We start from the raw sequence: 16,546 nt of genomic DNA, 5'->3' as shown, positions 1-16,546 counted from the left end.
CCGGTCGAAGATACCAGGTGGCTGCGACTGTTTATTAAAAACACAGCACTCTGCAAACACGAAAGTGGACGTATAGGGTGTGACGCCTGCCCGGTGCCGGAAGGTTAATTGATGGGGTTAGCATCTGCGAAGCTCTTGATCGAAGCCCCGGTAAACGGCGGCCGTAACTATAACGGTCCTAAGGTAGCGAAATTCCTTGTCGGGTAAGTTCCGACCTGCACGAATGGCGTAACGATGGCCACGCTGTCTCCACCCGAGACTCAGTGAAATTGAAATCGCAGTGAAGATGCTGTGTATCCGCGGCTAGACGGAAAGACCCCGTGAACCTTTACTACAGCTTCACAGTGAACTTTGACATTACTTGTGTAGGATAGCTGGGAGGCTTTGAAACTCGGACGCCAGTTCGAGTGGAGCCAACCTTGAAATACCAGCCTGGTACTGTTGAGGTTCTAACTCAGGTCCCGAAACGGGATCGAGGACACTGTGTGGTGGGTAGTTTGACTGGGGCGGTCTCCTCCCAAAGCGTAACGGAGGAGCACGAAGGTGCGCTAAGTACGGTCGGACATCGTACGGTTAGTGTAAAGGCATAAGCGCGCTTAACTGCGAGACAGACACGTCGAGCAGGTACGAAAGTAGGTCTTAGTGATCCGGTGGTTCTGTATGGAAGGGCCATCGCTCAACGGATAAAAGGTACTCCGGGGATAACAGGCTGATACCGCCCAAGAGTTCACATCGACGGCGGTGTTTGGCACCTCGATGTCGGCTCATCACATCCTGGGGCTGAAGCCGGTCCCAAGGGTATGGCTGTTCGCCATTTAAAGTGGTACGCGAGCTGGGTTTAGAACGTCGTGAGACAGTTCGGTCCCTATCTGCCGTGGACGTTGGAGATTTGAGGAGAGCTGCTCCTAGTACGAGAGGACCGGAGTGGACGAACCGCTGGTGTTCGGGTTGTGATGCCAATTGCATTGCCCGGTAGCTATGTTCGGACGGGATAACCGCTGAAAGCATCTAAGCGGGAAGCCCCCTCCAAGATAAGATCTCCCTGAGGCTTGAGCCTCCTAAAGGGCCCTTAAAGACCATGAGGTTGATAGGCTGGGTGTGTAAGCGTTGTGAGGCGTTGAGCTAACCAGTACTAATTGCCCGTGTGGCTTGACTATATAACACCCAAGCGGTTTTGACCCAAAATCAAATGACTGTGAATCTTGTTTACTCGCTTTGTTCAGCCATGAACAGTTAAAGACAGAACGCATACGATCAACTTGTTTTGTCTGACGATCATAGCGGACGTGAACCACCTGATCCCATACCGAACTCAGTAGTGAAACCGTCCAGCGCCGATGGTAGTGTGGGGTCTCCCCATGTGAGAGTAGGTCATTGTCAGGCTCCTAATTAAAAACCCCAGTGGTAAACACCACTGGGGTTTTTTTATGTGTAAAATTCCGATACTGTATCATTGTCTTTTAAGCTGGCTTCCATCACTTCAACTTTCTTCACATCAATATATCGTTAGTGCCTCTCTTTAACTTTAATGAGATTACAAAAGTGATCATATGTTCACTTTTAGTAACAGAAAGCACCGCTAACTACTACTGATTCTAGAATAACCTTCCGCTACTCTTACTCTTCACAACAACTAAAAAAATTCAGAGACACGACGTCAATCCTCGTATTACTCAAATAAAAAAGGCGTTGTATGACCACGATCAACCGGCAATTGTATTCAATGGATGCTGCATTTGGCGATTGTATTCGTTTTGCCTGCAATCCAGTTTATGAAGGTCAAATGTTCAATAGAAAACGGACAATTAACCCAGTTTTGAGCTCTGTGGTAGGGGGTTCGATAACATGATGCGTAAGGTTCTAGTTTCCTCAGTCATTGCGGTTTGCTTGAGCGTGCCCGGTCTACACGCGGAATTGAAGGCTATGGATGATTCCGAGCTTGCGTCTGTATCGGGTAAAGCCATGTTCAGTATTGACCAGTACGACCATCCCGATCCTTTAAAAAATACGTCTTACACCCGGATCAACTTAGGTCTCGATGTTGAGACTGTACTCAACGCGGATGTTCTTGAGTTGGGGCGATACGAGCGCGCAGGTGAAAAAGCAGGCTCTTCTGATGTATTGATTAATAATTTTGGTTTGGGCGGTATATACAGCGATGCCTATTATCAAAATAATCCCCAGTCTCCCAGACCATTGAAAGCAGATGGCTCCCAGTATCAAGAAGGAGAGCTCGTTCCCTTTACAATGCACGATCCGTTTATCGAGTTCTCATTTGATGAAACGACTGGGCAACCGACCGGCGTACGTATTGGATTTGGCGACTCGAAAGGGTTTCTGTCCGGGGATATCCAGACCCTTACCGGGAACATTAATGTTGAAATTCTAGATAGAGGTCAAGGGCTACAGGAAGCGTCCTCCAACGGAAACCTGTTTGATCAAATTGTAATTGCGCTCGCACCTTACCTTGCTGGGGGAAGTCCGATTCGAACTGAGGCGCAGTTGGTGGATATGAATGGTAATCTGGATCCGATCAGGGCGGAGTACGCTGGGGTGCCTGACGGTGAAAAATTTGTGATTGAAGATGTGAGTGGTGCGACACGTTGGTTGATTAACACGGTTTCACCGCTGAATAGTAGCAACATCAATAACCCTAATTGCTCGTTTTTCTGGTGTCCGGCGGGTGATATCGAGATTACTGTAGAAGATTGCCTGGTTCTTGGGATAACTGCCTGCTTCGATTTGGGGAACTTCAAGAGTTTACCTGTTGGACAGATTGAAGAGATTGATGGTAAACGCTATTTAACAGATTCCGTTCCTGGTGTGTTCATTTCGCTTCAATCACAGGATGTCGATTGGCTGGTCGATACCGCCAAGCTGGCTCCAAATCCTGAAGATTTCTTACGTGCGACCCAAGGCGCATTCCTCAATGTGCCGAATAGCGCAGTTCAATTCAATTTGAACGAAGCATTAAATGGAATCAGTCGAGTTCGTACGGAATATATCGATAGAGGCGTGGGATTGTTTTAGCGTTTTACCGGTCAGATGGACAAGATTCAAAATCCGCTCTCTCTTATCGGATGATGTGAACAAGCAAGCCAATGAGTGCGTGCGGCTATATTGGAAGGATAAGATTAAAACATCCAAGAGAGTGCGCGAAATCTGTGTGAACCAGGAAACCTTCACGCACTCAATGTGTTATTTTTACCTATGAGCGGTTTTTAGAACAGACCCATACCTCGATTAATAAAGTGGGTTTGTTTACGATCTATGCCGTTCATTGCCTCCTGCAATGTGACGGCAACACCATCGTTGGGAATATTAAAAAACGTGCCAAATCCCGTTTCTTGAAATGTTTGAACTGCGCTGCCTGGGTTCTCTTCAAAGGTTTGCGCCCATTTTATCGTATCTGCGGTCTGTACTGAGAGAAATAAGCCTGGCGTTCCTGTTTCGGTGCCTCTACCGATTTCGAAGCTACCAAAGTTGGAAAGGTCAAAGCATACGGGAACGCTCAATATATCGCAGTTGGCAGATTCAAAAATCACAATATCGCCTTCTCGTCGAGCATTGTAGCGTGAAGGTGTCAGTGCGATCATTAAATCCAGTAGGGCGCGTTCAAAGAAGTTAATCTCTCCAGTGCCGTCGGCTCGAAACTCTTTGCCATCCTCCATGCCAACCATATTGGCGCGTACTGGATCCAGGTCGCCTTCCTGATTGACCAGATTTGCTTCAGCCTCAAGGGGGGAGCCTTGTAATATGGGCGGGCCCAAGACTTTCAAAAGCAGCCCGAGAAAACATTCATACGCTCCTGCCGAGCAATCTGGCGCCATCTGTGAGAGGCCATAAGCCGTATCTTTGATGGCGATATCAATATTACCGGTAAGACTTGTGATGTTGCCAGATAGCCACCCCTTCGCGTTGGCAAATCCGAGACGTACACCAATGGGCGTACCCTGATCGTCTAATGCGAACTCAAGAAATGGATCTTTTAGGTAAAATGGATCTATCTCATCCGTATCTTCGTTAATATGGCCGAGTGAGAAATTCTTCAGCATGAGGTCGGCAGGATGGCGTTCCAAGCCGGCTTCAGTACCGTCACACTCTAGACAGGGGTCACCGTTCTCCCAGCGATGGTAGCGGCCCACCTCAAGTTCACCTATATCTAGTAGCGTCTCAATCTCAAGTCCAAGATTAAGACGCATGAACTCCGTACCCTCATAGGCATAGTTATCCACTGAGAAAAAAGCCTGACCCGTTATGTCGGACATTTCTGTGTCCGAAATTGGTTTTAGTTCTGCCTGGCAGAGTGACGCGGTCAGGTACGCGATCACCGAGATTATGCCAAAGTGCAGCCGCTTGCCGATATTGTTCATACAACGCCCCATCTTATTTTTAGAATTGAACGGATGACGTCGTGTCTCTGAGTATTATTTATTATATTGTTCTGAACCTAGCTGTCTCAGATTAATCAAGAGTTGGCGTGTTATCAATTAGTGATAAAGTGTATCGAAGTGTTGCGCGAGTTCTTTTTGGAATATTGTTGCGGAACTAAATCACAGTAATTTGGCGGCATGTTCTCAAAAGAAGGGTGTTGTAATAGATGTGTTCGGAATAGGTGATGAGCATCGCGTGACAATCAAATTCGAAAGAAAAAGAACAAAATGTACTTTCGTTCCAAAATGTGATTGTGGTCTATTTTTTGACCATTTCTATGGTTTCGGATTCAGTGTTGTTACAAATGACAAATGACAAATGCTGCTTGGGAGCTTTATGTTTTTGACAAGTCGGTAAGCAATCGATCCGTTACCATAACTCTCTAATAAATAGTCAGGGTAATGCTTCGGATGGTTGATGTGGATCAATCGCTTACCGCCTCGAAACTTAATAGGCTTAATTGAAACTGAATCGTCAGAACAGTCCCATACCACGATTGATAAAATGAGTTTGTTTCCGTTCGATTCCGTTCATAGCCTCCTGTAGTGTTACGGCTACACCATCATTCGGGATATTGAAAAATGTTCCAAAGCCGGTTTCCTGGAATGTTTGAACTGCACTACCTGGTTTGTTTTCAAAGGTTTGGGCCCACTTTATGGTATCTGCGGTCTGTACAGAGAGGAAGAGACCTGGAGTGCCATTTTCAGTTCCCCGACCAATCTCGAAGCTGCCAAAGTTAGTAAAGGCATCTCTGATTAATTAACAAAAATGATATACCATACCCCAAACAACAATAAGCTGGTTTGCACATGAAACAACAGAGTCTGGAAGCGACAGGGTTTGAGGTTTACCGAAAGAAAACCCGAAAAGAGATTTTCCTTGATGAAATGAATCAAATCATTCCGTGGAAGGAATTGAGTGACGCAATAAAACCCTATTATCCAAAACCTCCGAAAGGCGCAGGACGCAAGCCAGTCGGTTTGGAACGTATGCTTCGTATTCATTTCCTCCAGCATTGGTTTGAGTTGTCGGATCCCGGTGCAGAAGAAGCACTCTATGACTCAAGAGCAATGCGTCTTTTTGTTGGGATAGATTTGGGCAAGGAACCTGTGCCAGATGAAACGACTATCTGTAAGTTTCGCCATTTGATGGAGAGGCATAATCTTGGTGGTGAGCTGTTTCGTTTAGTGAATGTTTATTTGGAGGAGAATGGTTTAAAGGTATCACGAGGCACGATAGTTGACGCCAGCATTATCAACGCACCAAGCTCAACCAAGAACAAAGACAAACAACGCGACCCGGAAATGAAGCAGACTAGGAAAGGCAACCAGTGGTATTTTGGCATGAAAGCACACATTGGTGTGGACAGCAAAACCAAGCTGATTCATTCGGTTGTCGTGACACCTGCAAATGTTCATGACTCTCAGGTGCTGGAAGATTTACTTCACGGAGATGAAACTCGATTATGGGGGGATTCTGCTTACGCTGGCCTAAAGGAAGTGCTTAAAGAGCGAGCTCCCAATGCCAAAGATTTCACTCAGAGAAAGGCGTATCGCAACAGGCCGCTTTCAGATCAGGAAAGATCGTCAAACCGATTCAAATCGAAAATACGGTCTCGTGTTGAGCATGTATTTGGCGTGCTGAAAGGCCAGTTTGGTTACAAAAAAGTGAGATACAAAGGGTTGGATAAGAACGCACATGCGGTATTTACAAAATGTGCGTTGGCGAATATTGTGCTTGCCAAAAGGCATTTGCAGCCAGTTTAACAGGCAAGTTGCGCCTTGTAGGCGCGTAACGGCCACATAAGGTGGCAAATCAGGAAGAAGACCCGCTGATTTTGACGAGATTTGCCGAAAGTGGGCTTCGTCTATAAATATGGCTGATTAATCAGGCCTTCCTAAAATCAAAACAAACAGGAACGCTTAGTATGTCACAGTTGGCGGCTTCAAAAATAACAACATCGCCCTCCCTCCGTGCGTTATAGCGTGACGGCGTAAGCGCGATCATCAGATCCAACAGGCCTCGCTCGAAAAAGTTAATTTCACCTGTGCCATCTGCACGGAATTCTTTCCCATTCTCCAGGCCAACCATATTCGCGCGCACAGGGTCTAATTCACCCTCTGGGCTGATGAGGTTTGCTTCGGCTTCCAGGGGGGAGCCTTGGAGAATTGGAGGGCCCAATATGCTGAGTAATAATCCCAAAAAGCATTCATATGCACCGGCAGAACAATCGGGAGCCATTTGTGATAAACCGTAAGCGGTATCCTGAATCGCGATATCGATGTTTCCCGTTAAACTTTGAATGTTACCCGATAGCCAGCCTTTGGCGTTCGCAAAGCCTAAACGAACTCCAATAGGTGTGCCTTGATCATCTAACGCGAATTCGAGGAATGGTTCGTTTAAATAAAATGGATCGATCTCTCCAGTGTCTTTATCGATGTGTCCCAAGGAAAAGTTTTCCAGCATAAGATCCGCTGCGTGGCGCTCCAAACCGGGTTCGGTGCCATCGCATTCCAGACACGCATCTCCATTCTCCCATCGGTGGTAGCGACCCACTTCCAGCTCTCCAATGTCAAGCAATGTTTCGATTTCAATGCCTAGATTCACGCGCATGAAATCGGTTCCATCATAGTCGTAACTATCCACGGAGAAGAAAGCTTGACCGGTTACATTGGACATTTCATCGTCTGAAATTGGTTTTAGCTCGGCGTGACAAATTGTCCCTATGAGTAAAGCAAAGATAGAGATTAAGATAGTTTTCAATTGTTTGCAGGTGTGCATACAACGTCCCTTGTTATTTTTGAAATTAACGGATGACGCTGTGTCTCTGTTTTTATAGTTGTGTGAATCGAGTGACTTCAGAGTAATCAAGAGCTAATTTGTAATCAATGGGGAGAGGGATTGTGAAGTGTTGTTACAACAGGTTGTCGTCATTCAATATTGAATATCACGACGGAAATGAATCACAGTTTTTTGTAAGGATGTTCTAAATCGAACTGAAAAGGCGTTAAAGTTTGTTTAAGCGAAAAGAATTTCAGGTTTAAAATCAAAAACGAAAATAATGGATCAATTTGTACTTTCGTTCTAAAATGTGATGCTATTCTACATTTTGTAATGGTACATAGGTTTGGTGTCTGATGAGCGCAATTTGAGATTTTCGTAATGACAAACTGGCTCAACCAGATCTGGACTGAAAGTCAGTGGATCAATCCAGTTATTTTCCATCTGTTTTCAATGTTGCATGAAATTTGTAGAGAACTCCTCTAGAACAGCCCCACACCCCGGTCGATGTATTCTGTCCGAACCCGGTCGATCCCATTCAATGCCTCGGCCAAATTGAATTCAACGGCACTGTTCGGGATATTCAGGAATGCGCCCTGTGTTGCGCGCAAGAAATCTTCAGGGTTTGGAGACAGGTTAGCTGTATCGATTAACCAGTCAACGTCTTGCGATTGCAATGAAATAAATACTCCGGGTACGGCGTCGGTAATGTAGCGTTTGCCATTAATTTCCTCTATTTTCCCGATAGGCAGACTATTGAAGTCACCTAAATCGAAACAAGCCGTGATCCCGAGAACCAAACAGTCTTCGACTGTGATGATAATGTCTCCAGCAGGACACCAGAAAAAAGAACAGTTCGGATTTTCAATAGTGCTACTGTTCAAAGGTGAAACTGTATTAATCAGCCAACGTGTTGCGCCACTCACATCTTCAATGACAAATTTTTCCCCATCTGGTACACCGGCATACTCCGCTCGTACCGGGTCAAGTTCACCTTCCATATCGACCAGCTCGGCTTTGGTGTAGATCGGGCTTCCTCCTGCCAGATAAGGAGCGAGTGCGATAACCACCTGATCAAACAGATTACCATTGGAGGAGGCTTCCGTAAGGCCTTCTCCTCGGTCGAGAATATCAACATTGATATTTCCTGTAAGGGTTTCAATATTGCCGGACAGAAAACCTTTGGAATCACCAAATCCAATACGCACTCCGGTAGGTTGTCCGGTGGCTTCGTTAAAGGAGAATTCTATAAAGGGGTCATGCAGCGTGAAGGGGACTAACTCACCGTCAACATACTCTTCACCATTTTCTTTAAGCGGGCGCGGCGATTTGGGATTGTTGTCGTAGTACGACGATGTATAAATATTGCCCAAACCAAAGTTGTTGATGAGTACATCGGAAGTCCCTGGTTTTTCACCGGCTCGCTCATACCTGCCGAGCTCAAGTACGTCGGCATTCAGTACGGTCTCGACATCCAGTCCAAGATTGATGCGTGTGTAGTTGGTATTTTCCGTTGGATCCGGATGTGAGTATTGATCAATACTGAACATGGCTTGGCCAGATATTGAAGCAAGTTCACCATTATTCATTGGTACTAAGTCTGCCAACGCCTTCCCAGTGCCGATTGCAAATACCACTACAGATACAAGTAAACGGACAATATTGGTTTGTGAAGTTACTCGTCTGAAATCATGTTCGTTTTTGTGGCTGTAAGTATTTTCGTAGTGATCCAGTTGCTGACTGTTTCTGGTTCTAGTTGTTGCTCTGCTGACTTGAATCATACAACGCCCTTGTTGTTATTTTGTAATCAATGGATGACGTTGTGTCTCTGAGTGTTTTGTTGTTATAGCTTTGTTTTACAGAGGTTAAATTATCGCTAAACCGGAATCAAACGTCAGAAATTTGTGCAAGTATCACAAAAAATGACGAATTGTTCTAATAAGAATAAATACTCTAAACCGGTTTTCGAAATGTAATCTAAATTACACGAAATGATTGAAAATGACCGTTGGTGAATTGATAAGGAATAAAATAGAACAAAAAAGAAATATATTGCGAAAATAGATATTTTGTACAGAAATGTGAACCTATTCTACATTTGTCAATGGCTCATAAATGGCGAGGTGTTCAGTCATAGTACGCTCAGTGCGAGAAGTGGCCATGTATTATCGTAATTTAACATTATGTGACAATTTGTAGACAACTTTGTGAATAGCGTCGCCCAGGTTCACCCATTTGGGGGAGGAGACAAATCGGCTTTCTTTGTACATTTGTGCCATACGATTGTACCGGAACGTTTTTGGTTCTGCGTCCTCAGCAAGGTATTTGTGTTAACAGCATAAATTCAGAGACCACAACAAGAATATGGGTAACGCGATGGCAATGGCGGCATTTGAACAAGGGACTGATTTAACTAAAACAAGGCAATGTTCGTTTGGGAAGCAGTGTCTATCAATTGTGAGTGGCGGCTTGCTTCTGATTGGCTCAACGCTATACCCGGCAGACTCCTATGGTGAGTTAAAAGCAATTTCGGATGAGGAAATGTCTGATATCACCGGACAGGCATTCATTTCTATCGATCAAAATAGCCATCCGACACAATCTGACATTAGCTACACTCGCGTAAACCTCGGCATGAAAATCGACACGATGATGGTTGCAGAAGAGATGGAGCTTGGCAAGTATCATCGCTGGGAAAACCACCCGACTGATCCGTCCTTGAATGGTAAGGCGTGCTACACATGTGATGGCTCAGAAGCAGGCCTAGAGTCAACCGGTGCGGATATCCATGCTACTAATTTTTCGCTTGGATACATTCACAGTAACGATTACACCAATAAATATAAATCTGTACCGATGGTGGCAAAAGGTTTTGATTCCCGTGGACGACCGATCAACTACAGTGAAGGTGAAGTCGTACCGTTTCAGATAAACGACCCCTTTCTTGAATTTGCATTTGATGATGCAACCAATGAAATGATTGGTGTTCGTATTGGTTTTGGTGATTCGAAAGGGATTCTGTCAGGTAACATTCTCTCACTGTCTGGTGCAGTCGAAGTTGATATCCGTGATGATGTCGATGGGCTGTCTGCTGCAAGACAAAAGCAGGATGGAAATATTCTCGAAGAAGCACTGACACTTCTGACACCACTGCTGGTTGCAGACGGTGAACTCAGCGCACAGGCTATCTTGGTTGACGAGAATGGTGAAGCTGACCCTGTGCGTTCACAGTATATCGGCATGCAAAACGGTACCGAGTTCACGATTGAAGGTGCTGACTTTCTGGCTGCAGGTGTTGTGCCCTTACTTTCCGATGCAAACTTGATCGGAAGTGCTTCTCGATCCGAACAGGTGAGCAGTTCTGGCTGTGGCCTGTTTGGTTTATTCGCTTGTTACAATATTTATATCCAGTCAGATGACTGTGTCATGTTGGGTATTCCAACGTGTTTCCCGCTCACAAATTTCCAGAGTATGCCGGTTGGTAAAGTAGAAGAGATCAATGGTCGCCAGTACATCACGGATACCGCTTCGGGCTTATTTCTGTCATTTCAGACGCGAGACATGGAATGGTCCACTGATTCATCTGCTACGGCGATGTCAAATTTCGTATCAGCAACCTCTGGCGCGTTTTTAAATCTTCCCACTGGAGCGGTAAAGGTGAACCTGCATGAAGTTTATGAGGGTATTCATGGTGTTCGTCGTGAGTATATAGATCGCGGGGTAGGTTTATTCTAAGCATGATCTGAATGGCGGGGATTAAGTACTTTTGTGCCAGTAAAAAGTGGTACAGAAGTATTGTTAAAATGTACCAAATTACTGAAATATAAGGAAAATGTGATTGTCTTCATAGTTCAACGTTAAATAATATCAGTGATCAGTGTCTCTGTGCCTTGGTTCACAAAATCCAGGGCGTTCTGCTGTATATTGTCGATATAACAAAAAAGATACAAAAAATAATAAAAAGCAAGAAAATATAAAAATAAGCAAGAAAACATAATAAAAAGCAAAATCGACAACAGTAAGCAAAATCAACAAAAAATAGCTTTCAGTTTCAGAGACACTAAAAATGAAAAAGACTCGCGATACAGGGAGGAATCTCTCGATCGCACTGCTCGCTGCTGGGTGCTCGGTAGGTCTTACCGAGCCTGTTTATGCAGACCTGCAGGCGATTGATGATGATTCGCTCAGGCAATTTACTGGTCAGGCAGCAATTGCTTTTGATGTTGTTGAGACCGCTACAGGTACCGACTTTACTCGATTCACACTCGGCGTATCTGCCGATATTCAAACCAACGTAGATGCAGTTGTACTCGGTGAGTATGACCTTATGGAAGGTGCTCCCGGTGCTGATCTACAAGCTTCTAACGTATCCCTGGGGCATATTTCCCGGGACAGCAACAAAATTCAAATTGATGGAAACACATACGCCGAGAACGAGATTGTGCCGTTCTCCGGGGTCGATCCCTATTTTGAGATCGCACAGGACGGCGGTGAGCTGGTGGGTTTCCGTATGGGCTTTAATCAGGCCAGAGGGACTGTTTCCGGTGATTTTGATAGTTTCTCGGGGAACATCGGTATCAAGCTCGATGATGGTTCAGGGGAATTGAAAGACGCTCAACTGCTAACCAATGCAGGCCTCGCTAACTCAAGTCGAGCGACCCATATCGGCCTGGAAGGGGAGACCACTGATTGCATGTCGGAAAACAATTGTACTGCGATCAGCAATATCCAGACTTTTGAAGTGGGTGTCGACAATGGTGATGGTACGGTCGGATTTACCAGTGATTACTTTTTCTCCTACCAGAAACAAGCTCTAGATTGGCAATCACCGTCTGGCAGTATTGTGGCCACTGACGTTGGAGTACACGTCAATATCCCGACTGCCATGACAATCAATTTGTCTGAATTAGCTGCAGGTGTACCCCGTGTGCGGACTGAGTTTATTGATCGAAGCCTTGGTCTGTTCTAAAGGTCATGGACAATAAAAACAAAAATTTCAGCCGTTAACAACGTCAGGCGTTTGCGGCTGATTTGCTGTGGGTGGAAGGTAAATTATGGCATATCGGTCTAATCAAGACAAAATACAATTGATGTACGTGGCTTATTACGGTCGTCCAGGGGATTCCGCGGGCATCGCGTATTGGTCGGGCGAGCTTCAGGCAGCGGGTGGCGATATGACTGCCATCATAGATGTTTTTGGTACCTCCCAGGAGTATGTTGATCGTTATGGTAGCCTGACGCACACCGAAATGGTTGATGCGATCTACCAGCAAATTTTTTCGAGATTACCCGATACTGCTGGTCGCGATTACTATGTCGGACTATTGGACAATGGCGATTTGACCTCGGCCCAATTGGCTTATGAAGTATTAAACGGTGCCACGGGAAGTGACTTGAGTGCGGCGGAGAACAAACTCGACGTAGCAAATGATTTTACGCAATACGTTGATTTGGTGTCTGTTGTCTATGATGCAACACTGATTAATGATGCTGTCAGCATACTCAGCACAGTGGATGCGACGCCGGCGACAGTCTCTACCGGAATAGACAGTAGCCATAGTTATCTTAACGGCCTGTCAACAGTTGGGCTGCCAGGGGATCTATCCGGAGTGACCGCTCTGAGTCCGGGAGATGCGATTTCGAGTGATCTGAGTGTGGACGGTGAGCGGGATATTTTTTCAATCACACTTGAGCAGTGGCAATCCTACAGCATAGACCTGAGTAATGCTCTTTTTGATCAAGCAACGCTCAGAGTGTTTGACCCTTCCGGTGATGCAGTTGCGTTTTCAATTGGTGTTAATGCTTCGAGTGTGCGTTTTAATGCTGCCGTCTCGGGTACCTATCATATAGTTGTTTCAGATCTGGATGGGAATAGTACCGGCACCTATGATCTGAGTACTGCCGTGTATGCAGGAGATGATTACGTTGCGAACTCGAGTACGGCAGGAAGCATTGTAATCGAGGGCGGCGCTTCCGAGGGGGTCGCTGACGGTGAAATCGAACGCGTAGGGGATGTCGACTGGATTTCATTTACACCGGCTCAATGGTCAACTTATAACGTTGAAATCTATGGACACGATCTGGATGATCCAAACCTTCAACTGGTGGATGCTGCCGGAAGTGTGCTGGCTTCAGGCAGCAATGGGTTGCTGACCGATTACACTTCAAACACGGCGGATACCCTTTATATTCAGGTACGTGATAATGCAGGTAGTCAACCGGTCGGGGATTACCAGGTTGTCGTTACCCTTGATCAAAGTGATGATTTTAGCGCGGACGTTGTAACCACGGGTAGTGTCGCGCTGGGTAACTTTGCAAATGGTGAATTGGAATCCGTTGGTGATGTTGATTGGTTTGCTGTTTCGATGACCCAAGGGCAAAGTTATGATCTTCTGGTTTCCAGTCTGGAGCTTGATGGTGCGGAGATAGAACTGTTTGATCGCTCGGGCGGGCTTATCAATTCGCCCGGGACATCAGGGCTTGCATATACTGCTACCAGTACCGGCACTCATTATGTCGGGGTCAATGCGGGCAGTAGCTCAGTTCCTGTTGGACTTTATACACTTTCTTTCCAGAATGCCACAATCTCAGACGATTTCAGTGACAATACTGGCACGTCTGGTAAAGTCGTACTCGGAAACTTTACCAATGGTGAAATTGAGATCGCCGGGGATATTGACTGGTTTGCTGTATCCGTAGTCCAGTGGGAGACCTATGACTTTCAGGTCAGCAGTCTGGATTTAAATGCGCCAGAAATTCGTCTCTACGATGAAACGGGGGCGCTGTTGCTCGATCCCGCAGCGTCAAATCTGACACATCTTGCAACAAATTCGGGTACCTATTATGTCGGTGTTGATGCCGGATCCAGTACGGCGACTACCGGTTTATACACGGTCTCGTTTCAAAATAGCAGTGTCGCAGATGACTATGACGCTACTACCGCCACATCCGGGACTGTCAGCCTCGGTGGCTCGAGTACCGGTCGATTGGAGCAGGTCAGCGATGCTGACTGGTTTGCAGTGTCGATCAGTACCGCCGGAAGCTATGATTTCAACGTTTCAAGTTCAGATCTGGATGCACCGGTCATTAAGCTCTATGACAGTACCGGGACGATCCTCAACAATAATACGAGTGCTTCAATAGCGGATTACAGCATTACCCAGTCGGGTACTTATTATCTGGAGATTCTGGACGGAGGTGGGGCGGTTCCTGTTGGTGATTACACGGTGGCTGCCAGTCTGGATGCAATTGCCGATGATTATGCGGCAGATACAACGACAACGGGCAACGTTGCAGTGGGAAGCAGCATCACCGGACGTCTTGAGACGGAGGGCGATAATGACTGGTTCCAGATTACGTTGGCACAATGGGATACCTATGATATTCAGGCTACTAGCGCAGCGCTGGATGATCTTGAGATCAGCCTGTTTGATGCTTCAGGTGCATTGCTTACAGATTTTTCATCATCAAGTGGAAGCTATACTGCAGTGACGCCTGGGGCCCATTATGTACAGGTTAATGGGGGTACAGGTTCGACATCGGTTGGTGACTATATTCTCAGTATTGGCTTGGGTGATACGACCGATGATTATGCCAATGATACGTCGACAACAGGTAGCATCAGTCTCGGTGGCTCCATGTCGGGCAGACTCGAAGTGGTTGCAGATGTCGATTGGTATGCTGTAACGCTGACGCAATGGGAAACGTATGATTTTGCCATAACCAGTTCTGATCTCGATGCCCCTGTACTGACGCTTTACGATGCAGCTGGAACTCTCATCAATAGCCCTGGTGCACAGAGTTTGAGTTATACCGCGGAAGCAACGGGTACCTTCTATATCGGGGTCGATGCTGGAGCGGGATCCATACCGGTAGGGGATTACGCCATCAGCTTCTCTGCCGGGGCAGCCGATGATGACTTTACCAGTGATACCAGTACAGCCGGGATGATCACCGTGGGTGGTACTGCAGCCGGGCGGCTCGAAAGGGTAGGGGATGCTGACTGGTTTGCCGCTGTCCTGAGTCAGTGGGAAAGCTATGATATCGCGCTGTCCAGTCCTACATTGGATGCTGGTCGTATTAATGTATACGATGCGACGGGTACGTTGATTCATACTGGCGTTGCCGCGACAGAGACTTTTATTGCCAATGCTTCAGGCACTTTCTATTTTGAAGTTGTTGATGGTGGCGGTTCGACGCCGGTGGGAGATTATGATTTAGCCCTCGGTGCTGTGGATGCCACTGATGACTATGCAGGATCTACGGCTACGAGCGGTGTGGTTCTGGTTGGTGATACTGCTGCGGGTCGTATTGAGACCGTAGGGGATACGGACTGGTTGGCTGTGGACTTGGATCAGGGAACGACCTATTACCTTACCGTAAACAGTTCTTACCTGGATAAAGTCGGATTACGCTTGCTCGATGGATCAGCTTTGGAGTTGGGGGCTGATCTGAATGGCGATGCCGATGGCAACGCATTGGTTGGGTATACCCCTGATCTGACAGGGACATACTATCTTGAAATTTTTGATGCTTCGGGAGATTTCCCGGTTGGCCCCTATACAGTTGCTGCAGCACTCAGTGGTACCACCGATGATGCCGGGAGCGCACCGGGAACGGCCGTGAATCTCGCAATAGACGGTAGTGTTAATGGTCAGATTGAAATCGCGGGCGACCGGGACTGGTATGGTGTGACGCTAGAGCAGTGGAATACGTATGCACTTCGAGTAGAAAGTGCAGAGCTCGATATGTTGGGCTTGCGCTTATTCGACAGCAGCGGAAATACGGTGATTGACTCTGATATTCAGGAAGCCGGTGAAACGGAGGCATTGATTCAAATATCCGCATTGGTTACGGATGGGTTCTATATCGAGGTTTATGATGCCGGCGGTACGGTGGTCACCGGCGAATATACTTTGGAGGCCGTTCTCGATATGGCGGACGATTATGTCAACTCGCTCAGCACCGATGCTCGCATTGATGTGGGCGGATCGATTACTGCACGTCTGAATATGGTTGGTGATCATGACTTATTCGCGGTTGACTTCCAGGGAGGACGTTCGTACCACCTTGAAGTGAGTAGCAGTGATTTAGATGCGCCTGCTTTTCGGGTACTGAACTCTCGGGGTGAAATACTGGTATCAGATGAGCTTGTTTCCGGAGAGTCGGTTGCCGAGCTGGATTTCGCTGCAAGTCGGGATGATACCTATTTTGTGCAAATCTATTCATTGAACGGAACCATTCCTGTGGGAGAGTATACCGCTGCTGTGGATATTCTCTGATAGAGGCGAAATGAACAAAGAACTTCCAGTGTTGCCCGGTTATCCGGGCT

Annotated in this window: 8 protein-coding genes and 2 rRNA genes (1 of these 10 only partly in view); 7 read left to right on the top strand and 3 right to left on the bottom strand. The window is 46.5% G+C overall.

The features are described from left to right. The 3 genes from OLMES_RS17305 to OLMES_RS17295 form a co-directional block, all read left to right on the top strand. A 23S ribosomal RNA gene (locus tag OLMES_RS17305) occupies positions 1–1,157 on the top strand (it extends 1,724 nt beyond the left edge of the window). A gap of 110 nt (positions 1,158–1,267) precedes the next feature. Then, a 5S ribosomal RNA gene (gene rrf, locus OLMES_RS17300) occupies positions 1,268–1,383 on the top strand. 462 nt (positions 1,384–1,845) lie between these two features. Continuing rightward, the gene (locus tag OLMES_RS17295) at positions 1,846–3,030 is read left to right on the top strand and encodes a hypothetical protein (protein WP_198343019.1); all 1,185 of its coding nucleotides are present in this window, start codon (positions 1,846–1,848) and stop codon (positions 3,028–3,030) included. Between the two features lie 191 nt (positions 3,031–3,221). On the opposite strand, the gene OLMES_RS17290 is transcribed toward OLMES_RS17295, so the two are convergent. After that, the gene (locus OLMES_RS17290) at positions 3,222–4,373 is read right to left on the bottom strand and encodes a hypothetical protein (protein WP_087462419.1); all 1,152 of its coding nucleotides are present in this window, start codon (positions 4,371–4,373) and stop codon (positions 3,222–3,224) included. Between the two features lie 870 nt (positions 4,374–5,243). Between OLMES_RS17290 and OLMES_RS17285 the strand changes: the two genes are divergently transcribed. Further along, positions 5,244–6,200: an IS5 family transposase gene (locus tag OLMES_RS17285; RefSeq protein WP_087460528.1), complete on the top strand. Its 957-nt coding sequence runs from the start codon at positions 5,244–5,246 to the stop codon at positions 6,198–6,200. Positions 6,201–6,321: 121 nt separating this feature from the next. On the opposite strand, the gene OLMES_RS17280 is transcribed toward OLMES_RS17285, so the two are convergent. Together OLMES_RS17280 and OLMES_RS17275 are read right to left on the bottom strand one after the other, a co-directional pair. After that, a complete protein-coding gene (locus tag OLMES_RS17280) occupies positions 6,322–7,113 on the bottom strand; it encodes a hypothetical protein (protein WP_157678360.1) in 792 nt (263 codons plus the stop codon). A 584-nt stretch (positions 7,114–7,697) separates the two neighbouring features. Further along, complete coding sequence (locus OLMES_RS17275) at positions 7,698–8,996, bottom strand: hypothetical protein (RefSeq protein ID WP_198343018.1); 1,299 nt, start codon at positions 8,994–8,996, stop codon at positions 7,698–7,700. A 583-nt stretch (positions 8,997–9,579) separates the two neighbouring features. On the opposite strand from OLMES_RS17275, the gene OLMES_RS17270 reads away from it, so the two are divergent. From OLMES_RS17270 to OLMES_RS17260, 3 genes are all read left to right on the top strand, one after another. After that, on the top strand, positions 9,580–10,950 hold the full coding sequence (locus tag OLMES_RS17270; RefSeq protein WP_198343017.1) for a hypothetical protein: 1,371 nt from the start codon (positions 9,580–9,582) through the stop codon (positions 10,948–10,950). Positions 10,951–11,281: 331 nt separating this feature from the next. Next, positions 11,282–12,184 (top strand): hypothetical protein, encoded by a 903-nt coding sequence (locus OLMES_RS17265; protein WP_087462416.1) that lies wholly within the window; start codon positions 11,282–11,284, stop codon positions 12,182–12,184. A gap of 85 nt (positions 12,185–12,269) precedes the next feature. After that, positions 12,270–16,496: a pre-peptidase C-terminal domain-containing protein gene (locus OLMES_RS17260; protein ID WP_087462415.1), complete on the top strand. Its 4,227-nt coding sequence runs from the start codon at positions 12,270–12,272 to the stop codon at positions 16,494–16,496. The last annotated feature ends 50 nt before the right edge of the window (positions 16,497–16,546 follow it).

The sequence above is a fragment of the Oleiphilus messinensis genome (assembly GCF_002162375.1).
Lineage (GTDB): Bacteria > Pseudomonadota > Gammaproteobacteria > Pseudomonadales > Oleiphilaceae > Oleiphilus > Oleiphilus messinensis.
The sequence above is the reverse complement of the archived record's forward strand: the minus strand, read 5'-3'. Positions and strand labels throughout refer to the sequence as shown.